General features: G+C 55.9%; 19 protein-coding genes and 1 pseudogene. 9 read left to right on the forward strand and 11 right to left on the reverse strand.

Features of this window, described 5'->3' with window-relative positions; all coding sequences use genetic code 11:
* Positions 1–11: 11 nt before the first annotated feature.
* Positions 12–1,295: a tricarballylate/proton symporter TcuC gene (gene tcuC, locus ACWPW2_RS20470; protein ID WP_454125028.1), complete on the reverse strand. Its 1,284-nt coding sequence runs from the start codon at positions 1,293–1,295 to the stop codon at positions 12–14.
* Positions 1,296–1,667: 372 nt separating this feature from the next.
* Here tcuC and ACWPW2_RS20475 point away from each other — a divergent pair, with 372 nt between their 5' ends.
* On the forward strand, positions 1,668–2,270 hold the full coding sequence (locus ACWPW2_RS20475) for a hypothetical protein (RefSeq protein ID WP_454125030.1): 603 nt from the start codon (positions 1,668–1,670) through the stop codon (positions 2,268–2,270).
* A gap of 32 nt (positions 2,271–2,302) precedes the next feature.
* Here ACWPW2_RS20475 and ACWPW2_RS20480 read toward each other — a convergent pair whose 3' ends face one another.
* The 3 genes and pseudogenes from ACWPW2_RS20480 to ACWPW2_RS20490 form a co-directional block, all read right to left on the reverse strand.
* Positions 2,303–2,851: a GNAT family N-acetyltransferase gene (locus tag ACWPW2_RS20480; RefSeq protein ID WP_454125297.1), complete on the reverse strand. Its 549-nt coding sequence runs from the start codon at positions 2,849–2,851 to the stop codon at positions 2,303–2,305.
* A gap of 63 nt (positions 2,852–2,914) precedes the next feature.
* A pseudogene (locus ACWPW2_RS20485) lies at positions 2,915–3,337 on the reverse strand (GNAT family N-acetyltransferase); the annotation flags it as partial.
* A complete protein-coding gene (locus tag ACWPW2_RS20490; protein ID WP_454125032.1) occupies positions 3,324–3,755 on the reverse strand; it encodes a GNAT family N-acetyltransferase in 432 nt (143 codons plus the stop codon). The pseudogene ACWPW2_RS20485 and the gene ACWPW2_RS20490, both read right to left, overlap by 14 nt.
* A 33-nt stretch (positions 3,756–3,788) precedes the next feature.
* Here ACWPW2_RS20490 and ACWPW2_RS20495 point away from each other — a divergent pair, with 33 nt between their 5' ends.
* Both ACWPW2_RS20495 and ACWPW2_RS20500 read left to right on the forward strand, forming a co-directional pair.
* Positions 3,789–3,977 carry a hypothetical protein gene (locus ACWPW2_RS20495; protein WP_270222266.1) on the forward strand — a complete coding sequence of 63 codons (189 nt, stop codon included), beginning with the start codon at positions 3,789–3,791 and terminating at the stop codon, positions 3,975–3,977.
* An 80-nt stretch (positions 3,978–4,057) separates the two neighbouring features.
* Positions 4,058–4,957: an ATP-grasp fold amidoligase family protein gene (locus ACWPW2_RS20500; protein ID WP_454125034.1), complete on the forward strand. Its 900-nt coding sequence runs from the start codon at positions 4,058–4,060 to the stop codon at positions 4,955–4,957.
* On the opposite strand, the gene ACWPW2_RS20505 is transcribed toward ACWPW2_RS20500, so the two are convergent.
* Positions 4,954–6,027, reverse strand: a complete 1,074-nt coding sequence (locus tag ACWPW2_RS20505; RefSeq protein ID WP_454125036.1) for an ATP-binding protein — start codon at positions 6,025–6,027, stop codon at positions 4,954–4,956. The two genes, ACWPW2_RS20500 and ACWPW2_RS20505, sit on opposite strands and share 4 nt — an antisense overlap.
* A complete protein-coding gene (locus tag ACWPW2_RS20510) occupies positions 6,024–6,728 on the reverse strand; it encodes a response regulator (RefSeq protein WP_454125038.1) in 705 nt (234 codons plus the stop codon). The genes ACWPW2_RS20505 and ACWPW2_RS20510 overlap by 4 nt, the downstream gene beginning before the upstream one ends.
* 321 nt (positions 6,729–7,049) lie before the next feature.
* On the opposite strand from ACWPW2_RS20510, the gene ACWPW2_RS20515 reads away from it, so the two are divergent.
* From ACWPW2_RS20515 to ACWPW2_RS20525, 3 genes are all read left to right on the forward strand, one after another.
* Entirely contained in the window at positions 7,050–7,439 is a 390-nt protein-coding gene (locus ACWPW2_RS20515; RefSeq protein ID WP_454125040.1) for a transporter, read from the forward strand.
* A gap of 151 nt (positions 7,440–7,590) precedes the next feature.
* On the forward strand, positions 7,591–10,689 hold the full coding sequence (locus tag ACWPW2_RS20520) for a multidrug efflux RND transporter permease subunit (protein ID WP_454125042.1): 3,099 nt from the start codon (positions 7,591–7,593) through the stop codon (positions 10,687–10,689).
* Between the two features lie 122 nt (positions 10,690–10,811).
* Entirely contained in the window at positions 10,812–11,702 is an 891-nt protein-coding gene (locus tag ACWPW2_RS20525) for an oxidoreductase (protein WP_454125044.1), read from the forward strand.
* Positions 11,703–11,707: 5 nt separating this feature from the next.
* On the opposite strand, the gene ACWPW2_RS20530 is transcribed toward ACWPW2_RS20525, so the two are convergent.
* Together ACWPW2_RS20530 and ACWPW2_RS20535 are read right to left on the reverse strand one after the other, a co-directional pair.
* Entirely contained in the window at positions 11,708–12,499 is a 792-nt protein-coding gene (locus ACWPW2_RS20530; RefSeq protein ID WP_454125299.1) for an MBL fold metallo-hydrolase, read from the reverse strand.
* An 82-nt stretch (positions 12,500–12,581) separates the two neighbouring features.
* Positions 12,582–12,983 carry a RidA family protein gene (locus tag ACWPW2_RS20535; protein WP_023481186.1) on the reverse strand — a complete coding sequence of 134 codons (402 nt, stop codon included), beginning with the start codon at positions 12,981–12,983 and terminating at the stop codon, positions 12,582–12,584.
* 141 nt (positions 12,984–13,124) lie between these two features.
* On the opposite strand from ACWPW2_RS20535, the gene ACWPW2_RS20540 reads away from it, so the two are divergent.
* Positions 13,125–13,730 (forward strand): TetR/AcrR family transcriptional regulator, encoded by a 606-nt coding sequence (locus ACWPW2_RS20540; RefSeq protein WP_454125301.1) that lies wholly within the window; start codon positions 13,125–13,127, stop codon positions 13,728–13,730.
* Between the two features lie 44 nt (positions 13,731–13,774).
* Here the strand turns inward: ACWPW2_RS20540 and ACWPW2_RS20545 are convergent, their stop codons facing one another.
* The gene (locus ACWPW2_RS20545) at positions 13,775–14,272 is read right to left on the reverse strand and encodes a hypothetical protein (protein WP_023481245.1); all 498 of its coding nucleotides are present in this window, start codon (positions 14,270–14,272) and stop codon (positions 13,775–13,777) included.
* A 378-nt stretch (positions 14,273–14,650) separates the two neighbouring features.
* Between ACWPW2_RS20545 and ACWPW2_RS20550 the strand changes: the two genes are divergently transcribed.
* On the forward strand, positions 14,651–17,710 hold the full coding sequence (locus ACWPW2_RS20550) for an NACHT domain-containing protein (protein WP_454125046.1): 3,060 nt from the start codon (positions 14,651–14,653) through the stop codon (positions 17,708–17,710).
* A gap of 55 nt (positions 17,711–17,765) precedes the next feature.
* On the opposite strand, the gene ACWPW2_RS20555 is transcribed toward ACWPW2_RS20550, so the two are convergent.
* A complete protein-coding gene (locus ACWPW2_RS20555; RefSeq protein ID WP_071789562.1) occupies positions 17,766–17,957 on the reverse strand; it encodes a YfgG family protein in 192 nt (63 codons plus the stop codon).
* Between the two features lie 350 nt (positions 17,958–18,307).
* On the opposite strand from ACWPW2_RS20555, the gene ACWPW2_RS20560 reads away from it, so the two are divergent.
* Entirely contained in the window at positions 18,308–20,521 is a 2,214-nt protein-coding gene (locus ACWPW2_RS20560) for an EAL domain-containing protein (protein ID WP_454125049.1), read from the forward strand.
* A 13-nt stretch (positions 20,522–20,534) separates the two neighbouring features.
* Here the strand turns inward: ACWPW2_RS20560 and ppx are convergent, their stop codons facing one another.
* Positions 20,535–22,076, reverse strand: coding sequence for an exopolyphosphatase (gene ppx, locus ACWPW2_RS20565; protein ID WP_023481169.1), 1,542 nt, complete (start codon positions 22,074–22,076; stop codon positions 20,535–20,537).
* Between the last annotated feature and the right edge of the window lie 3 nt (positions 22,077–22,079).

The raw sequence follows: 22,079 nt of genomic DNA on the forward strand, positions 1-22,079 counted from the left end.
ATCGTCACTCCTTAACGTGCGGTTTGCAGGGTTAAACTGCTGCGGCGGTACATATAGAGTGTGGCGAGCAGGGCGCAGATCGCTGCAAAACTCATCCAGTAGCCGGGGGAGGCTTTATCGCCAGAGTACTCAATCAGTGCGGTTGAGATCACCGGCGTAAAGCCGCCGAATACCGCCGTTGCCAGGCTGTAAGCCAGCGAGAAACCGGCGACACGCACTTCGGTGGGCATAATCTCCGTTAATGCCGGGATCATCGCGCCGTTATAGAGGCCATAGATAAACGACAGCCACAGCAGCACCGTCAGCATCATGGTAAAGGTCGGGTTTTGCGCCAGCAGGCTGAGAGCCGGGTAGGCGGTGAAGAGCGCCAGCAGTGTCATGGTCACCAGCACTGCTTTGCGGCCAAAGCGATCGGATAACGCCCCGCCAATCGGCAGCCAGATAAAGTTGGAGATCGCGACCAGCAGCGTCACCAGCAGGCTGTCTGAAGCGCTGAGCATCAGCACTTTTTTGCCGAAGGTCGGCGCGTAAACGGTGATCAGGTAAAAGGCGGTGGTGGTCATCGCCACCATTAACATCCCGGCGATCACTACCGGCCAGTTCGCCAGCAGGGTTGTAAACACTTCGCGCATCGCCAGCTTTTTATGACGGGCGTTAAACTCCTGGGTCTCTTCCAGTTTGCGGCGCAGGATAAAGATGAACGGCACAATCAGGCAGCCAAACAGGAAGGGCAACCGCCAGCCCCATTCACGGATCGCCGACTCTTCCAGCACGGCGTTAAGGGCGAAGCCCATCGCGGCGGCGACCATAATGGCGACCTGCTGGCTACCGGACTGCCAGCTGGTGTAAAACCCTTTGCGGCCCGGCGTGGCGATCTCAGCCAGGTAAACGGAGACCCCGCCCAGCTCGGCCCCGGCTGAGAAACCTTGCAGTAAGCGCCCGCTTAATACCAGTAGCGGCGCCCAGATACCGATGGTCTGGTAAGAGGGGATCAGCACGATCAGAAAGGTGCCTGCCGCCATGATCGACAGCGTGACGATAAGCCCTTTGCGGCGGCCCACTTTATCGATGTAGGCCCCAAGCACAATGGCACCGATAGGGCGCATTAAAAAGCCCGCGCCAAAGACCGCAAAGGTCATCATCAGCGAGGCGAACTCGCTGCTGGCCGGGAAAAAATTATGCGCAATATAGGTGGCATAAAAGCCAAAGAGGAAGAAGTCAAACTGCTCGAGAAAGTTGCCTGAGGTAACGCGCAGTATCGCGCTGGTTCGTGCCATAGGGGTCAATGTTTGCATGTCATCTCCAGTTATACAGTGACGCTTGTAACGCGCCTCTCTGAAGAGTGGATCAGGAAAAGTAGCTGAATAAGCGCATTAAACTCATCGGCTGATGCGTGACGCGCATTAATCGCCGTTAACATTTACCCTGAATCAATTGCAACATGCTATTAACATGAGTCCAGGGTTCAGCTGCTCTGTTTGCCAGGGCAAAAATTGACCTCTCTATTCTGTGACGAGGCGCATAAACGCACTACTGCGGAAAAACCTATCAACCCTGGTAGGGCGGTGCGGTTGCCATCTCCTCACGCGCTGCTATCTTAATGCCCATCGACATTGGACGTAATGTAAGGCGCTCAATGGCTTACTTTTCAGGAACAGGAGTTCAGGATGTTTAAGCGTTTAAGCGCGATTGTTTTCGTCTCGTTGATGGGTGCCTCTGTGGTTCAGGCGGAAGAGCTGCGTGCCGTCGAAGTGACAAAGTTTGACGTTGCCGGGGTGAAAACCGGCATGGATTACGATGAGGTGGTCAAGGCCATTACCACTCACTTCAATGTGCCCGCCTCTGCGCTACAGGTGGATAAATACCCGCAAGATAACCCGGTCACCGGCAATAAACAGCCGAAATTTGTCGGGTATGAAAAAGAGGGTGTGAAATTGCAGGTCTATTTCGAAGGCCGCGTTCCGGTGGATGCGAAACATCCGCTGGCAGCGTCAATGATCACTTACGAGCTGCCGTGGTCGACTGCCAATAAAGAGGCGATGGAAAAAGCGGCGGTCGAGAAGTATGGCCCGGCATCAAATGCTCCTTATTCGACGCCGATGGTATGGTGCAAAGAGCCCGGCAAACAGGCTGGGATGGCGTGCTCTTCCACTACGCAACAAGCCGTGCTGAAACTCTCCAACACCGCTCTTGAACTGGACGATCCTGTCTGGAGAGAGGCGCGTATCAAATTTATGGACAGCAAACAGACCCGCACGCCGGGGTTCTGATGTGAAGCGAGGTGGCAGGCCCACCTCGCGTTTCAGGCTGAGGGATGGGAGGCGTTTTGCTGCCACTCATCCCTGCTCAGGGCGTAAAGCAGGCTTGGCGGCGCATTCTCAATATCCGCAATTTCTCGCACAAACTTCAGTCCAGCTTTTTCCAGCACCTTTCGCGACGCCAGATGGTTAGCGCGCACTACGCCGCAAATCTCCCCCATGTTCAGCGTCTCAAAACCATATCTCACCGCATAGAGCGATAACTCACTCGCCAGCCCCTTGCCCCAGGCGTCGGTGGCAAAGCGATAACCTAAGTTATTCATCGGGATATCGGCAAAGCTGCGCAGGCTCAGGCCACCAAAACCGATGATTTTCTCGGGCGCGTCGCGCAGCGCAATCGCCCAACTGCCAAACCCGTGCTCTGCCCAGTGCGCCAGCCAGCGATCCAGCACCGTTTTTGTGTACGCAATATCGGGATAGGGGCCTGCCGGATTAAAGGTGTTGGTCGCCGGATCGCCATAAATCGCAAACAGATCGCTGAGATCGTCCTTGGCAACGGGGCGCAGGAGTAAGCGTGAGGTATAAAGGGTCAAGGCGGCCTCCTGGTGATTGGCTAACGATTTAGAGAGAACAATTAAGCCCTGATGCTCTTTAAAGCCATTACGTGTGTAGAAATCATCCGAGGCATACCCTTTTTGCGTATTGAGGATTATCGCATTCAGCCCTTCATCACGGCAGCGCGCCTCAATAAATGCCATCAGCTGCGTACCAATTCCCTTTCTTTGATAATCCGGGTCGATAAAGAACTCATCAATGTAATACTCCACACCGCCCGGCCACGGTTTTTTAAAACCGATGCTTACCGCGATGACTTCATCGCCGTATTTGGCGATATAACCGCGGAAATAGTTATTGCCCAAATGCGCCTGAATAAACTCGACAATCGGCTGCGGCGACGGCCAGCTCTCATTCCACGGCGCTTGCTGGTAGGTGCGACAGTAAAGTTGCGCGCAGGGCGCGATATGCGACTCATCCAGTTCCTGCAACGCAATATCCATTTTGGCCTCAGCGCGGATCATTCAGGTTTAACTTGATCAGGTAGTGGCGCTGCATCCCCTCTTCGGGATAGTCCGGCAGGCTGAATTTCAGTTCGTAACCCTGTTTAAGGTAAAAGGGCAGCGCCTGAAAACTGACGGTATCCACCTGCGCGTGTCGGCAGCCCATACGCTGTGCTTGCTCTTCCGCCGTGCGGATAAGTTTGCTGCCAAGCCTGGCACCTCGCGCTTCTTCACTGACCCATAAAAAATCGATGCACAGCCATAACCCTTTTTGCGTACCGATTAACCCACCGATCATCGCGCCCGCCTCGTTACGGCTGTAGATGCCAACCTGGCCCCAGCCAGAGCCATCAATAAACTGCTGGTTATAGCGCCGTAAGCCGCTCAGCAGCTCCTCTTTGTCCTGCTCCGTTACCTGGGTGGCGATCTCAATAGGCATGGTTTTCCCTTATCATTTTTTAGTTATCTGGAGATGATTTTTATCATCAATGGGATGGATATGTGTCTGCTCTTCGAGAGTAAAGAACTTTCCCTCTCCCTTCAAACACCCCGCGCCGCCAATTCTGGTAGCCCGCTTTGTGCATTTAGCGATAGAGAATTTATTACCGAAAAAAAGAGAAGGGCTGAATTATTTAAAACGGCAAGACAGGTCGTTTATTGACCTCCATTTTCTCTCCATAATTCGCGCAATATCGCGCAATAAAAGCCGTTCAAAATCTTCATTGTTCTCAGGAGGGGGCAATGAACAAACTCGACTATTTCCGTAAATACATCTCTTATTTAGCGAAAAAAATGACGGCCTGCGCCGTGGCGGACAGCCATTTTCATGCCAGCAGGCTAAAAAGAATTTCCGGACGCGAACACGATTTGCGCCACCCGGTGACGCTCAGCGAAAAGATCTGCCACCGCATGCTGTATGACCGAAACCCGCTCTACACCCTGCTGGCGGATAAGCTGGCGGTGCGTGACTACGTTCATGCCCGCACCGATCAATTACGTATCGTGCCGCTGCTCGGGGTTTATCACAAAGTCAGCGATATCGATTTCAACGCCCTGCCGCAGCGCTTTGTGCTGAAGTGTAATCACGACAGCGGCAGTGCGGTGGTCTGTCTTGATAAGGATGAACTTAACGTTGGCGCAGCCATTAATAAGCTGTCGCTGGCGCTGAAAAAGAATATGTATTACGCCACCCGCGAGTGGCAGTACAAAGATATTGCGCCCGTTATTCTGTGCGAGAAATATATCGACGTCTTTACCCACGGCAATAAAAACCAGACGCCAGAAATGCTGCGGCTGCACTGCTTCCACGGTGTTGCCGAGGTGATTGAGGCGGATTTTACCGATGAAGAGGGGAATGGTTATATCAATGTCTATAACCGCGCATGGCAGTTACAGCCCTACCAGATGGAGTATCCCAACACGCCTGGTGCGATCCCCGAACCCGACTTATTGCAGCGCGCGATCGGCGCTTCGGAACGGTTAGCCAAAGGGATCGATTACTGCCGCATCGATCTGATGCCCGCGGAGGAGGTGATCTATTTTAGTGAAATCACCCTCAGCCCGCGCCGGGGAAAACTGAAGATCGTCCCGGCCGAGTGGGATACCCGGCTGGGTGAGATGTGGCACCTCAACTTAACTTAGCGCGTTGGGCATAACGGCCAGCTCAGCCTGAACAGCGAATGGCGGTTGGCCGTCAGGGTGTAGGTCACATCGCCACCGTGGGCAAGCATGATCGCTTTCACCACGGATAAACCCAGCCCGCAACCTTCCGGGTGCGCCTCACGCGCGTCGGCTCCGCGCTGAAAAGGCTGAAACAGGAATTTATGCAGCCCTTCAGGAATGCCGGGGCCGTGATCCTGCACCAGCACGTAGACCTCTTTATCGGTGACGCCATTTTTTATCACCACGGTTTTCGAGGTGGCATATTTGATGGCGTTATCGAACAACACCGTCAGGCACTGAATAATGCGTAGCGGATCGCATACGCATGCCTGCGGGCGCAGCTCTGCGATCACGTTGACGTGATGCCGCGCGAACTCCAGCGAGAAGGCATCAATCGCGCTTTGCAACGTCGACTGTAAATCGACCTCCTCAAGGGTTAATGAAAATTGCGCCGCGCCCGAAGAACTGACCACCCGCATATCCTCAATCAGGTTGGTTAACCCTTCTGTCTGTTTAAGCAGGTTGGCAAAAAGCGCCGGATCGGCGTCGAATACGCCATCGACCAGCCCTTGCAGCCTGCCGCGCAGGATTGTCACCGGCGTGCGCAGTTCGTGGGCAATCGCCGCATTCCACGATTTCCGCTGCGCCTCAAGGGTTTGCAGTTTTTCCGCCATAGTATTGAAGTCATTAACGAGGTTATTGACCTCGCCAAGGTGCGAACTGGAGCAGGCGGCGCGTGCGCCGAGATCGCCCTCAGCAATGCGCCGCAGGCTGGTGGCGACAGAGGTTAAAGGGCGCAGGATTTTTGATGACAGCCTGACGGCGAAAAAGAGCGAGATGGCGAGCGACACTAGGGTGACCATCAGGATCCACGCCCAGTCGACAATCGTCATCTGCTCCTCATTGCCAATCTCCGCGCCGCCGGGAATGTAGTCGATCAGAAAGGCATAAAAGAGATAAGAGCCGATGATGGCGATGGCAATCACGATCAGCGTCAGCGAGATCATAAACCACAGGATCTGCCGATCTAAGGTCTGCTGGCGGCTCATTTCATCTGCCCCAGACGGTAGCCCATGCCGCGAATGCTCTCCGGCATCCCCTTCAGGCCGCACTGCTCCAGCTTTTTGCGCAGCTTACTCATATGGCTGTCGACCGTGCGATCCAGCGTATCGCCCTCCGGCAGGCAGGCATTGAGCAGCTCTTCGCGGGAGCAGACTTTGCGCGGGTTTTTCGCCAGGTGCGCCAGCAGCTTAAATTCGGTGGTGGTCAGCAGCGGGGTGACCGTTTCACCTTCAACATGCACCTCGACATAAAACTCCTCGGGATAGACCGTGACATGCCGGGTGCGAATCGGTTTATCGCATGGCGGCACGCCGCCCGCTTTGGTGCGGCGCAGCACCGCTTCGATTCGCGCCACCACTTCCGACGGGTTGAAAGGCTTCACCACGTAATCATCCGCGCCGAGCCGCAGCCCCATCAATTTATCAATGTCCTGATCCAGCGCGGTGACCATGATGACCGGCACCGTGCTCTCTTTGCGCACCGCGCTCAGGACGCTCCAGCCATCATGGATGGGCAGCTGAATATCGAGCAAAACCAGATCGGGTTTATGCAGATAACAAAGGCTAATCGCCTGCTCGCCGTCGGCCGCGCGCAGCGTGCGCATCCCGGCGCGATGGATGTAGCTTTGCAGAATATCGGCGATTTCATCATCATCTTCAGCAACCAGAATAAGGTGCTTATTGTCCATGTTCTCTCCCGCTACCGTTGACGATGTCAGTGCGTATTAATTTAGTTCTTTCTGAATGAAACACGGTGGTGTCCTGCCAGCAATTTGCCACAGTCAGACCAGACCCGACGGCAAAAGTTGCATGCCGTAATGCGCTCTTTCTCAACGTCCCATTCCGGCTTCCACACAGACTCCACATTCACGTTAAAAAATGTACACGCAGCGGAATAACAATAGTCGCTCACTGTTTTGCCATCGGTGCAAACAGCCGGTGTGTGCTGCCTCGCGTGCAGAGTAAATATCACGGCTGCCGGGCCGCGTTTATTCATCAGGAATGAAGCAATGATGAAACTGGATATAAAACCCAGGGCTGAGAATTTTCCCTCGCTGGTTGTTTTTCTGCTGGTCTGCTGGGGCCTGCTCTATATATGGCTGCTGTTAATACACCATCTTGGAGAGAGAGTGGCGCTAACGCTGCTCGCCTCGCCGTTGCTCTATATCAACCTCTGCGCCTGCACGTTTTTGTTAGTGGTGCAGCAGAAAAACGGCGTATTACAGGAATTAACCCTTATCTTTCTTATTATTGCCTCACTCTTTATTAGCCTGATCGTTATCTTTAATGCCTTACGCTATCGCGTGCCGACGATTTACGATCTCACTTTCTATTATGAGTGCTTTCTCACCGCCTTTTTTGGTGTGACGCCGCTCTTTCTGTTCGTCCGGCGATTCTGATCTTATCCCGCTCTCTCCACACAGGCTCCATCAACCATGCATTAAGGCTAAACAGATAAACCTTACGATTATTGATTAACCAGGCGCAGAAAATGGCGAGTCATAATCATGCCCGCGCCTGATCCTCTGGACAACATGACAAAATAAAACCATGCCGCACTTTTTTATTGCACGCCCCGTTTTTGCCTGGGTCATCGCGCTATTTATTATCCTCGGCGGGCTGCTCGCCATTCCAAAGCTGCCCGTATCACAATATCCGGCGGTGGCTCCGCCAGGGGTGATTATTTCCGTCACCTTTCCAGGTGCGACGCCGGAGATGATGAACACTTCGGTTATTTCGCTGATTGAGCGCGAGATCTCCGGCGTAGATAACATTCTCTATTTTGAGGCCACCAGCGATACCAGCGGCACGGCATCGATTACCGTGACTTTTAAACCGGGCACCGATGTCAAGCTTGCGCAGATCGACCTGCAAAATCAGATCAAAATTGTTGAGCCACGGCTGCCGCAGGTGGTGCGGCAAAACGGCATTAGCGTCGATGCAGCAGAGACCGGCTTTTTGATGATGGTCGGGCTGAAATCGACGAACGGTAAGTACCAGGAGGCGGATCTCAGCGACTACTTTGCCCGCAATGTGACCGATGAGCTGCGCCGTCTTCCCGGCGTCGGCAAGGTGCAGCTCTTTGGCGGCGAGAAGGCGATGCGTATCTGGCTCGATCCGCTCAAGATGCACAGCTATCAGCTCTCCGTCAGCGATGTCACCACGGCGATTGCGCAGCAAAACGTGCTGGTCTCGCCGGGACGCGTGGGAGATGAGCCTGCGCTGGCGGGGCAGCGCGTCACCTATCCGCTGACGGTTAAAGGCCAGCTCTCCTCCATTGAGGAGTTTCGCAATATCACGCTGAAGTCGAACACCACCGGCGCGCGTTTGCGGCTGGCGGATATCGCACGCGTTGAGAGCGGTTTACAGAGCTACGCCTTTGGTATTCGCGAGAATGGCGTGCCGGCAACGGCTGCGGCGATCCAGCTCTCCACCGGGGCGAATGCGATTAACACCGCAGCGGCAGTGCATCAGCGGCTGGCGGAGCTGAAAAGCGTGCTGCCGGAAGGAGTGGTCTTTACGGTGCCTTTTGATACCGCGCCCTTCGTTAAACTCTCCATCTACAAAGTGGTGCAGACCTTTATCGAAGCGATGGTGCTGGTGTTCCTGGTGATGCTGCTCTTCCTGCATAAAGTGCGCTGTACGCTGATCCCGGCTATTGTCGCGCCTATCGCGCTACTCGGCACTTTTACCGTGATGCTGCTGAGCGGGTACTCCATCAATATCCTCACCATGTTTGGCATGGTGCTGGCAATTGGCATCATCGTCGACGACGCTATTGTGGTGGTTGAAAACGTTGAGCGGCTGATGGAGGAGCAGGGGATGACGCCCGCCGACGCCACCCGGCAGGCGATGCATGAAATCACTCCGGCGATTATCGGTATCACGCTGGTGCTGACAGCGGTGTTTATCCCGATGGGCTTCGCCAGCGGCTCCGTTGGCCTGATCTACCGGCAATTCGCCATTGCGATGGCGGTATCGATCCTCTTTTCCGCCTTCCTGGCGCTCACTTTAACGCCCGCGCTCTGCGCAACGGTGCTAAAGCCGCACACGGGCGCTGCACGGGGATTCTCCGCCCGCTTTAATCGCGCCTTTAACGGGCTGTCAGCGCGTTATGAATCCGGGCTTTTATGGGTATTGATGCGCAGCGGCCGCATGCTGCTGATCTACGCCGCGCTCTGCATCGCGCTGTTTGCCGGTCTGGTGGCGCTGCCATCCTCCTTTTTGCCCGAGGAGGATCAGGGCTACTTTATGTCCTCCATTCAGCTTCCCTCGGACGCCACCATGCAGCGCACCACGGAGGTAGTGGAGCAGTTTGAGCAGGCGCTGGTCGATCGCCCGGCCATCGACAGCAACCTGATGATCCTCGGTTTCGGTTTTTCAGGCTCCGGGCAGAACTCGGCGATGGCCTTTACCACCTTAAAAGGGTGGCAGGAGCGCCACGGTGCGACGGCACAGAGTGAAGCCGATCTTATCCAGCAAAAGATGGAGTCCGTGCCGGGCGCGACGACCATGAGCCTGCTGCCGCCTGCCATCTCCGATATGGGGACCTCATCCGGGTTTACCTTTTATATTCAGGATCGGGCAGGAAAGGGATATAACGCGCTGAAACAGGCGGCGGATACGCTGGTGGAGAAGGCAAATGAAAGCGGCGCGCTCTCCGATGTCTATATCGACGGTTTGCCGCAGGGCACCTCGATCTCGCTGACCATCGACCGTGAGAAAGCCGAGGCGATGGGCGTCTCGTTTGAGGAGATTAACCAGGCGATCTCCGTCGCCTCCGGCTCGAATTACGTTAATGACTACACGCAGAACGGTCGCTTACAGCAGGTGATTGTGCAGGCCGATGCCGCATACCGGATGCAGCCGGAGACGCTGCTTAACATCCCGCTGAAAAACAGAAGCGGTGAGATGGTTTTACTCTCAAGCGTGGTCAGCGCGACGTGGACCCAGTCGCCGCAGCAGCTCAACCGCTATCAGGGCTACCCGGCAATACGCATTACCGGCAGCGCCGCGCCGGGGCACTCGAGCGGCACCGGGATGGCGACGATGGAGCAGCTGGCGCGCGAACTGCCAGAGGGGTTTGGCGGTGAGTGGGCGGGCAGTTCGCTACAGGAGAAAGCCTCTGCCGCACAGTTGCCGGGGCTGATTGCGCTGTCGGTGCTGGTGGTGTTTCTGGTGCTTGCCGCGCTGTATGAGAGCTGGTCGATCCCCTTTGCGGTGATGCTGGTGGTGCCGCTGGGGCTGATCGGCGCGCTTATCGCGGTGATCGTCGCCGGTATGAGCAATGATGTCTTTTTCAAAGTCGGGCTTATCACGCTGATTGGCCTGTCGGCGAAAAACGCCATTCTGATTATTGAGTTTGCCCGCCAGCTGCGTTTGCAGGGCAAAAGCACCCTCGAGGCGACGCTACTGGCCTCGCGGCAGCGGCTGCGCCCCATTTTGATGACTTCGCTTGCCTTTACGCTCGGCGTGGTGCCGTTGATGATTGCCAGCGGCGCCAGCGCCAGTACCCAGCATGCGATTGGCACCGGGGTGTTTGGCGGCATGATCAGCGCCACCGTGTTGTCACTATTTTTTGTGCCGGTCTTTTTCGTTGTCATCATGCGGATTTGCGAGTGGGCGACGCGGCGGGCAAAAGAGGCGTAAGAAGAAATCGGCTGTCTTTCGTTCCGCAACGGGCTTATGGTGTTAAGCGGGCGAAAAACGCTTATGCGTCAATCACGCCTGATGGGCACTGATAACCGATGATCACAGCAGGAGAACGTTTGATGTCTGAAAATCTTACGATTGCGCTGATTGGCCCGGGCGCGATTGGCACTACAATTGCTGCCGCGCTGCATGAAGTTGACCGCGCGCCGCTGCTCTGCGGGCGCACCGCCCATTCGCAGTTAACGCTGCGCCACGATGAGGGCGAGATCGTCGTCCCCGGCCCGGTTCTCACCGAGCCAACGGCGATCCAGCAGCCGGTCGATTTACTGTTTGTGGCGGTGAAAACCACTCAGGTTGCCGAGAGCGCGGCCTGGCTCGCCGCGCTGTGCGATGAAAAGACGGTGGTGTGTGCGCTGCAAAATGGCGTGGAGCAGAAAGCGCAGCTCGCGCCGCTGGTCAATGGCGCGACGGTGCTCCCTTCCGTGGTCTGGTTTCCGGCGCAGCGCGAGCCGGATGCCTCCGTCTGGCTGCGGGCGAAACCGCGCCTGACTCTGCCGGATGTGCCGCAGGCGCAGCGGGTGGTCGAAGCGTTAAACGGTACGCGCTGCGCGGTCGACCTCTCTGCGGATTTTCTCTCTATCGCCTGGCGCAAGCTGTTGCAGAATGCGGCGGCCGGGCTGATGGTGCTGGCCAATCGCCGTGCCGGTATGTTTTCCCGCGACGATATTACCCAGCTGGCGCTGGCCTATTTACGGGAGTGCCTTGCCGTTGCGCGCGCCGAAGGGGCGGTGCTGAAAGATGATGTGCCGCAGGAGATTGTCGGCAACTTCCAGCGCGCGCCTGCCGATCTGGGCACCTCTATTCTGGCCGACCGCCAGGCGAACCGCCCGCTGGAGTGGGATATCCGTAACGGCGTGATCCAGCGGCTCGGCCACGCGCACGGCATGGCGGTGCCCATCAGCGATGTGCTGGTGCCGCTGCTGGCGGCGGCCAGCGAAGGGCCGGGCTGAGTCCGTTAGCGCAGACAGGCTATGTACTTCTCGCCGGAACGCCGCACGATCTCTGCGGCGTTGTGCGTAATCTCCCTGCCTTCAAACGCGCCGTAGAGCCGGGTGAAGTTTATTGCGCTCAGGCGGCGCAGCATGTCGCTCAACGTGTCGGCCGACAGCGGCAGCATATTCGGGTAGCTCCACATAAACGAGACTGCGTCATTGCCCGGCGCGACCTGCACAATATCTCCCGACAGCACAATGCCCTCATCCCGCGCCCAGTAGAGCACCGCGCCGCCGGGAAAGTGGCCGCCGAGGCGCATCACGCTAACGTCGCGGGTCAACTGAAGCGTATCGCCCTCCCATAAATTCAGATAAGGCGTGTCGCGCATGATCCACTCGCGATCGTTGGCGTGAAGATAGATCGGCGCATCAAACTCGGCGGCCCACTCCTGCATAGTGGTGTAGTAGTGCGGGTGAGAGATGGCAATCGCTTTCAGCCCGCCCAGCGCGGCAATCAGCGTTTTTGTCGCCGCGTCGAGGGTGGCGATGCAGTCCCATAAAATATTCCCCTCCGGCGTTCTCACCAAAAAGGCGCGCTGGCCGATGGCAAAATTCGGCACCGTTTGCAGGCTGAAGAGATCCGCCTCGTGCTGCCTCCACTTATTGGTATGGGAAGCCAGCAGCTCTTTAGGATCGACCCACTGTTGCCCGCCGGGTGGCACAAACTGCCGCTCATCAACACAGATTTTGCACTGCTGCGGGTGTTCGCCTGCGGTCTCATACGAGGTGCCGCAGGCGCGGCATAAGGTCATCATCATCACTTCTCCGTTGTGCAGTAAGGACAGGATCAGCCTGGCACATCACGCAGCAGCGGTGTGGTGGTTCGTGCGTCGCGCGTTACGCCTGCGCGTCGGGAATGCGGGCAATCACTTTGATTTCAAAGTCGAAACCCGCCAGCCAGTTGACGCCCACAGCGGTCCAGTTGGGGTAGGGCGGTTGCGGGAAAATCGCTTCTTTTACCTGCATGATGGTCGGAAATTGCGCTTCCGGGTCGGTATGGAAGGTGGTGACATCAATAAGATCGTCAAAGGTGCAGCCAGCGGCGGCAAGGGTTGCGCTGAGGTTCGCAAAGGCAAGCTCAACCTGGCGGGCAAAATCGGGCTCCGGCGTGCCATCCTCCCGGCTGCCGACCTGGCCGGAGACAAAGAGCAGATCGCCGGAGCGAATAGCGGCGGAGTAGCCGTGCGCTTCATAAAGCGCATGACGGTTAGCAGGGAAAACGGCTTCGCGACGGATCATACTATTTCCTTTTGGCAATGTAGTTGGGACGAGTGCGCGGCGCAGGGAAATGATTTAATATACGCCGCGTATATGAAATTAATATCACATACGTGGCGTATGTCAAATGAGATACACTCCGTATGTCAAAAGGAGAGGATGATGGCCGGTAAACGCCGCAGTGAAACGATGGAAGAGAACCGCGCGAAATTGCTGGCGGCAGCGCGACGTGCCTTTGCTGAAAAAGGGTTTGCCGCCGCTTCGATGGATGAGCTAACCGCCAGCGTCGGCCTGACGCGCGGCGCGCTGTACCACAATTTTGGTGATAAAAAAGGGCTGCTGGCAGCCGTCGTCACCGAGATCGATGGCGAGATGGCACAGCGGGCGAAGGCCGAGGCCGCGAAAGCCGCCGATGCGTGGCAGCAGCTGCTAGCCGAAGGTATTACCTACATTAAAATGGCGCTGGATGAAGAAGTGCGGCGCATCGTCCTGCTTGATGGCCCTGCGTTTCTCGGCGATCCGGCTCAGTGGCCAAGCCAGAATAGCTGCCTCGAAGCCACGCGCCAGACGGTTATCACCATGATTGAAAATGGCGAGCTTAAACCGGTTGATGCCGACGCCGCCGCGCGCTTGCTAAACGGTGCGGCGCTGAATGCCGCCCTCTGGGTTGCCGCCAGCGACGAGCCAGAGCAGGCGTTACCAAAGATGATCGACGCTTTCACCACGCTGGCGAGTGGTTTGCGCACTGCGTCTGATGATGCAAGCTGAGGGCGTGAACGGGTAAGAAAATAAGCCCCGCAATGGGGCTTTGCTCAATAGCGGCCGCCTCTGAAGGCTTCCCCCACGTGGCCTCGGAAAAACAGCCCGGTCAGCGGATCGTATCCTGCCCAGCCGCGCTCCCACCAGTAGGCGTCAACCAGGCCAGTTGCATGGGCAAACCAGGCGAGCAGCACCGGAACAACGGTCAGAAGCACCACACCCAGCAGCACCTTTTTCATCATCTTCCGTTTCTGCGCCCATTTTCGGGCGATAAACGCATTCAGCACCGCCATCCACAGAAACATCAGAATAAAGGTGATAACCCCCGCTACGACTTTATTAGTCATAAGCGGCGTTAGCAGGCAGGGCAGTAGCATAATGGTGGAGATAACCCACCAGGCGCTGTAACACACCAGGCCAATCAGGCGTAGCGGCTGGGAGGAGAGCGCCAGCATGGCAGACGCGCCCATCGCCGGGTATACACAGAAACCATAAAAACAGAGGCTGGGTAAAAGCAGCAGGGTGCAGCCGACGGGGTCGGTATTGCTCATATCTGGCTCGGGTGCTGCTGAAGAAGGGGTTTGTTGTCGGGCTCTTTGGCGTTTTGCTTCTGCCGCATCCTCGGCAGTGTCATACACTTCCGGATCGTTATAATTCCTGAATTTATCGCCTTGTTGATAATCGTGCATAGTTTCCCTTGTTAAATGGCGTGCTGTGGCGTGACGGCGGGAATTGTAATCATTCTGTGGAAAATAAACCGCTATAAGAGCAGGTAGTTTTTCCACTGGGTTGAGCGGAGGAGGTAACGCTGCGCTCATCACTTAATTTCCCCGAGGCCTACTAAATCTGGTGGGCGACTTCTGGTATCTCATTGCAGAAAAGTTATAGTGCCCTTCACGCCATAATTTGTCGTTAACAGGGAAGTAAGCATGTCCGGTAGCCTTAAATTTTTCTTAATCCTGCTGATGCTGGCTTTATTTTTTGTGGTCGGCTCGGGCTACTTCTTTTCGTGGGTAAATGCGGCTTTTGTCGCCGGGTTTATCATCGTCATGCTGGTGATTGCCCGCCCGCTGCTGATGCCCGCTGGTTATGGCATCAATAAAATACGCACCCTTGTGCTGGTGCTGGGCATGGGAGCGATCAGCAGCACCTCAACCGCTATCAACTCTCTGCTGAGTGGGATCTGGACGTTACCCGGTCTGCAACATGCCCCGGCCTGGTTGAAAAATAGTCTGCTGGTCAGCCAGCCCTCGTGGTGGGTTAGCGCGATCCTCGGCATCATCATCATTGCCGTTTTCTATTTCACCCGCTCAGACTCCGTCAGCGGCGTCCATCCTGTACCACTAAAAAAAGATTTTCCTGATGAGAGCTTTCCCAGACAGTTGAAAAGTTTTTGCCACGTGCTGCGCAAAGATTTAGAGGCCATCGATGAAGAGACGGACTGGAGCCCAAATCACTACACCGAACTTGAGGCCGAGGTAGAGATCCGTAAAACCCGACACTCGCGCGGACGTAAGAAGGTTATGGGCTTGCAGGAGGCGATTCGCCGCGATCAGAAAACAGGCGCATTTTTAGTCTTAGGCGTGCCAGGTTCGGGCAAGAGTGTGGCGCTACGTAAACTGGCGCAGGATATGCTGGCGGAGGTGAAGAGAACCAACCGCGTACCGATTTACGTCAATCTGCGCGAATGGATGCCTAAAATAACGAAGGTGAATGGGCGCACTGAGTTTTCCGTTGAGGATCTTGAAGGGTTTATCATCAAAAACCTTAGTCGTCGCGGCGATGTCTTCACCACCAAGTTTGTCGCTAACTACTTCCGTAAGCTCTGGTCCAGCGGTCGCTTGTTCTTTATTTTCGATTCGTTTGATGAGATCTCGCCGCTGCTGGACGCCAGAGAGGATTCGGATGTTATCCATGCACTCTCATCGGTGCTCGGCAAGTTTATCGCCTCTCATCCCGCCTCACGGGGGCTGCTGGCTTCGCGCATTTATCGTCGGCCCACTTCCGCTTTTCAGGCGGAAAAGGTGCTGGAGATCCGTCCCCTATCTGAAACGAATATCACTTATGCGTTGAGCCACTATCCGCGTTTTACACCAGCGTTGAGAAATACGCTCTTTAGCCAGCGCCAGGATTTGATGCCGCTGGCGCGTAACCCCTTCATTATGGCGCTGCTCGGCGAGTGGATTGCGGGTAACGATTGCCTGCCGGTTAACCAAGCGGAGATCTATAAAAATTACATTGATGAGCGATTGAAGCTTTGCGAAGAGTACCTCAGAGAGTCACAGATAACGGCGCAGGAAGTCATTGATGTCACAACCGATATCGCCTGGTTTGTTTTTCATGAACCGACCCTCGGCCTTGAGGCCCCGGTAAAAGTGATTAACGCCCGGATAAAATCTGACAAGGTCGGGACGGTACTGGAGATCCTGCGTCACGCCAAGATCGCCCGCGTGACGACGGGCCCGGAAAGGTCGTTTGCCTTTGTTCACCGCCGCTTTCTTGAGTACTTCGTTACTACGCGCTTTCTACAACGTCCGCAAGCGGTACCGGATAACCATATTCCCACCGACGCGCGCGGGCGCGATGCGCTGGTGTTGTATGCCCAGCTCTGTCAAGACGCCGAGGCGCAGCGGCTGGCAAATCTCTGCTGGCATGAGATCACGCAACATTTTGCCGATCCGCATCATCGCCTACGTGCCATCCATTCGCTGCGCTTTCTGATTGATGCGTTTGGCTCCCGGCGTGACGTGCTCCAGCCTTTCGCCGAGGAACTGAGTGCTTTTGTCACCGGGCATGTGAAAGAGGGGCAGAATATCCTGTTGGCGAAGGTCTGCCTGGAAACCACCGGTCTGCTGCGTGAAGCAGACGCTGAACCTGTGCTGGCCAACGCGATTGCGATTGGCGATGCCTGGCTGCAGGAGACGGCGTTTCGCGCCTGTCGTCATCTGGCGAGGGTGAAGCCTGCGCTGGAAGAAGAGTTAAAACGCTATGTGCTGGCGATCCCAGAGATCGGCTTCTGGCATCGGCGCAAAGCTATTTTGCTGAGCCTGTCCTTATCGGATGCTCTGAGCCGTGTGTATCGTATTGCGCAGCTGCGGGTGTGGAATATGCGGCTGGCGATGGTTGCTGCGCTGGCGCTGGTCGTGACGCTGCCTTTTATCACGCTTTTTAGCGCCAGTTATGCACTGGCGATCACCCTTGCGATGATGCTGATGATGAAAGCGGGGGAGCATGTGCAGCGCAAGAAGCCGGAAAAAGCGGCGGCGAAGGCCAGCCCCGCCAGACGTAGCACCTCTTTTCTGGATAAAGACTTCCTGTCAGCGGCGATTATGCTGTTTCGCGGCATTGCGAGTGTGGTTTTACTGGTGCTCAGCGTGCTCGGGCTTTACTCCCCGACGCTGGCAAACGTGGTAACACCGTTTTATCTCATCACCGGGCATGGACATTACACCAGCTCGCTGGCTGCTCTCAACGTAGTCTTAAGCATGATGTTGCTTGATTGGGTAGCTATCTCACGCTTTGTATGCAGTAAAATGGCCGATCTGCTCAACTGGCGAAAATGGCTTACCGCGCTCTCCATCCTTCTTTTTGCCGCGTTGCTGGTGGTCGGTGTCTTTGTTGGTATTACCTATCTTTCGCAATTTCCGCTGGCGGAGCCGATCTTCAACGGGGCATTTCGGGGTCTGGTGCTGGCATTTGTCGGCTATCTCGTTTACCTGCAGGGGCGTCGCCTGTGGGCGGGCGTGTGCGACATCAAGCTGCAAAAAAGAAAACACTTTGGTACGACCATCACTCGGAGCGAGATCGCGGAGGTCTTTACGCAATGTAAGTCAGATTATGGCCGCCGCCTTTTTGTCAGCTGGCTGGACAACGAGGGAATCAGCCCAACCGGAGACTGGCCAGAAGGCTTTACGCTGACGGTTGGACGTAGCGCACCCTATACGGCACTGAGCCGTCTTGAGGAGCGCTGGCTTGGTCTCGACAGATAAGATGCAGGCGTGCGTAACTCCACGCGAAAGCGTGCAGAAAAAAAAACGGAAATCGTTAACGTTGTGCGGTGGGGTCGATAGTCTGGCTAACAGGTTGTAACTGGCTTTTTTCCTGATGGTGATACCAGGCGCCAACAGAGGAATAGACAAAACGGCCGAAGAAGAAGAGGAAGCTGATAAGAAGTACGATACGGGTCATGCGACTGTCAAATCGATGTCGTTTTCGCATACTGGTTGCCTGACTCACAATGGTTCCTTAGGAATACCCGAACAACGGGCGACGAGGACATTAAGTCACACTCTCTTATTAAGATCAATCACGCTTGCCGCAAAAACAGTGTGAATAAAATATCACCACACTTTATATAAGATAAATTAATTATTTACACCTTAAATAAAAAAACGCGAGATCGGTAATAATCAGCCGAATATAACCGCGTCGCGGCGCATTACTTGATCTAAAACAATTGTCGCTCCGCATTGACCTCTTAAATTTCTTATCATTTGCGCACTGCCACGCTGTTTGGGCTTCGTGTAGTCAGGCTGGAAACCTGTCTTAACCACCTCTCTCGCGTTATGCGGGTTTGCTGAGTGATTATGTCATTGATAAGAAGTTACAACAGATACAAAGACAGATGGTGGGCGCTGCCGCTCATCATTACCCCCGTTTTCTATCCGCTCGTTAATCTGGCAAATACGTTCACCATTATTTCAGGTCAGGAGGTGATGCTCTATTACCTGCCGATGGCCCTCTTCACCACCATGATGACATTCTTTGGCTGGGCCGCGCTGCCAGGCGTGATCATCGCCTTAACCTGGCATTATGCCTCTGACGGCCCGCTCGTGGTGGTGGAGCGATGCGTGCATATGCTGATTCCGCTGCTGCTGAGCTGGTTCGGCTACCGGCTTTTTGTCGCCCGCCGTCATCAAATTGCTTATGGCTCTACGCGGCAGATGACGCAGCGGGTCTTCTGGCAGGTACTCAGCCCCGCCACGCTCTATCTGATCCTGCTTGAGCTGGGGGTCTGGCTAAATCTTCACGTTGCGGTTAATGAGGGCGGGGCGCTGGCGCTTAATGTGCCTACGTTGATTAACTACCAGGCGCTGCTGGTGGGCGCCATCACCGGCGTACCCTTTAGCTATTTATTGATCCGTATTTTGCGCCATCCGCGCTATGCCATTGCCTGGTTTTCACAGCTGCGCGCCGAGTTTGACCGTAAAGTGACGCGAATAGAACTGTTGATCTGGTTAGGCATCATCACCGCCATTTTGCTGCTGCTGCTACGGCCGTTGAATAATAACAGCTCGATATTCAGCACAAACTACACGCTGTCGCTGCTGCTACCGGTGATGCTGTGGGGCTCAATGCGCTACGGCTTTCGATTTATGCTCTTTATCTGGACGCCGCTGCTGGTGCTCTCGGTTCACTTTTATTATCACTATCTGCCTAATTCGCCCACCTGGGATGTGCAGCTGGCGATTGCCTCCTCCAGCTATCTGGTCTTCTCTTTTATGATCCTCGCGATGGCGATTATGGCGACCCGTCAGCGGCAGGTGCACGATCGCGCCCGGCGGCTGGCCTATATCGACCCCGTTACGCATATGCCGAATCTGCGCGCCCTGAGCAGAGCCCTTGCGGATACCCCCTGGTCAGTGCTCTGTTTTTTACGCGTGCCGGAGCTGGAGCTGCTCGGGCGCAACTATGGCGTCTGGCTGCGTATTCAGTACAAACAGCACATGGCGGACTGGCTTAAGCCGCTGCTGACGGCGGAGGAGTGTGTCCATCAGCTCTCCGGCCACGATCTGGTGATTCGCCTGAATACCCAATCACACCAGACGCGCATCGAAGCGCTGGATGCACGGGTCAAACAGTTTCGTTTCGTCTGGGATGAGATGCCGCTTCAGCCGCAGGTCGGTTTTAGCTACTGTTATGTGCGCTCGCCGGTCAAACATCTCTATATGTTGCTGGGCGAGCTGAGCACGATTGCCGATCTTTCGCTGGCGACCAATCACCCGGAAAGCCTGCAAAACCGCGGGGCGGCGAACGTGCAGCGCGGGGTGAAAAGCAAAGTGGAGATGATGAACCGCCTGCAACTGGCGCTGGAGCAGGACCATTTTGTGCTGATGGCGCAGCGTATCCAGGGCGTACGCGGCGATGACTATCACGAGATTCTTTTGCGGATGCGCGAGGAGAGCGGTGAGATCATCAAGCCCGATCTCTTTTTGCCGGTGGCCCATGAGTTTGGCCTCTCATCGCGCATCGACCTGTGGGTGACAGAGCATGTTCTGCGCTTTATGGCCCAGCACCACGAGGCGCTTCCCGGCCAGCGTTTCGCCATTAACCTCTCACCCTCGTCGCTCTGCCGCACGCACTTCGCCCACGAGGTACTGCATCTGCTTGAGAGGTACGGCGTTGAGCCGTGGCAGCTTATTTTTGAGATCACCGAAAGTAATGCTTTACCGAGCCTGGCGCAGGCGATCAATACCTTATCGCAGCTGCAACAGATGGGCTGTCGGGTGGCCATTGATGATTTTGGTACCGGCTATGCCAGCTATGCACGGCTGAAAACCGTGTCGGCGGATATTCTGAAGATTGATGGCAGTTTTATCCGCAATATCGTTGCCAGCAGTCTCGATTACCAGATTGTGGAGTCGATCTGCCATCTGGCGCGGATGAAAAAGATGCAGGTGGTGGCGGAGTATGTGGAGAGCGAAGAGATACGCAGCGCGGCGGTCGCGCTGGGTATCGATTATCTTCAGGGGTATCTGATCGGCAAACCTGCGCCGTTGGAGACGCTGGTCGAAGAGTAGCGGATGTGGCGGTTTACGCCGCCACGGTCGGGGACTGCTCCTCTTCGATCTTCAGCCGCCAGCCGGTTACCGCTTCCCAGTACTCCTGCTCTTTTTCCAGATCCAGCAGCACCAGCGCATTCTGGCTAAACCAGTCATGGGGGAAGCTCAGCGTCCAGTGGTTATCATCGGTTTTCAGGCGCAGCGTCGGCGGCGTGGTCGTCGCCTGGCGCTGGTTATTCAACAGCACGCCGAGACGCAAGATCTGCACCAGCGGTAAAAACTGTTTCTTTTTAAACAGCGTAAAGCGTGGGATCTCATCAAGCTTGATCGCCTTGCGGTGGTAGCGCACCATCGTCGCCATCATCAGCTGCTGCTCCTGGTTAAAGCCGGGCAGATCGCTGTTTTGCAGAATATAGGCCGAGTGGCGGTGCATGCCGCTGTGGTTAATATTGAGCCCCACTTCGTGCAGCATCGCTGCCCATTTCAGCAGCGCCGCCAGCTGCGGGCTGCCGAGCTTCGGGTTCTGCGCCTGCCACTGATCGTAAATCAGCGTAGTGGTATCCAGCACGCGACGCGCCTGATCGCGGTCGATGTTGTACTGGCTCGCCAGGCTCTGCGCGGTGCGGCTGCGAATATCCTGATGGCGGAAACGCCCCTCCATCTCATACAGCACCCCTTCACGCAGCGCGCCGTCGGAGAGCCGCAGTTCGCGGATCGCCAGCGCGTCAAAGACGCCGCAAAGGATCGCCAGACCCGGCACGAACACCACTTTGCGCTCATCGGAGAGGCCCGGCAGGGTAAGATCGCTGAAGCTCTTAAATTTCAGCACTTCCGCGACCACTCTCTCCAGCCGCTCCGGGGTGATAATGCCATCCTTCTCGCCAAGTGCGATCAGCACCTCATGCACCGCTTTAATCGTACCGGAGGCACCAAGCGCCACGTTCCAGCCCTGAATGCGGTACTGCCAGGCCAGCGACTCCAGCTTCTGCGTCGCTGCCATGCGCGCGCGGCGGAAGTTTTCACCGTTAATTGTGCTGCCCGCAAAGTAGAGCTGGGCAAAGCTGACGCAGCCCATCCGGCGGCTCTCAACCAGCTGCGGCTGGAAATCTTCACCGATCACCAGCTCCGTCGAGCCACCGCCGATATCGACTACCAGCTTGCGGCCTTTTTCCGGCTGCGTGTGCTCAACGCCCATAAAAATCAGGCGCGCCTCTTCGTTGCCGGGGATGATCTCAATCGGGTAGGGGATCACTTTTTCAGCGCGTTTGAGAAACTCTGTCGCGTTCAGCGCCTGGCGCAGCGTATGCGTGCCGACGATGCAGACGCTGGCCGGATCAAAGCCCTGCAAACGTTCGGCAAACAGCGACAGGCAGGCAAGCCCGCGCTCCATCGCCTCTTCGCTCAGCATATTATTGCTGTCCAGCCCGTCAGCCAGATGCACGCGCTGCTTAAGGCGACCGATGATCTGCATCGCGCCATCGACCACACGGGCAATCACCATGTGGAAACTGTTGGAACCCAAATCGACCGCGGCGAACTCCTCCGGTCGTGGCATCTTCTCTTGTATCGGCATAGA

This window comes from Kosakonia sp. Marseille-Q7440 (genome assembly GCF_965119485.1).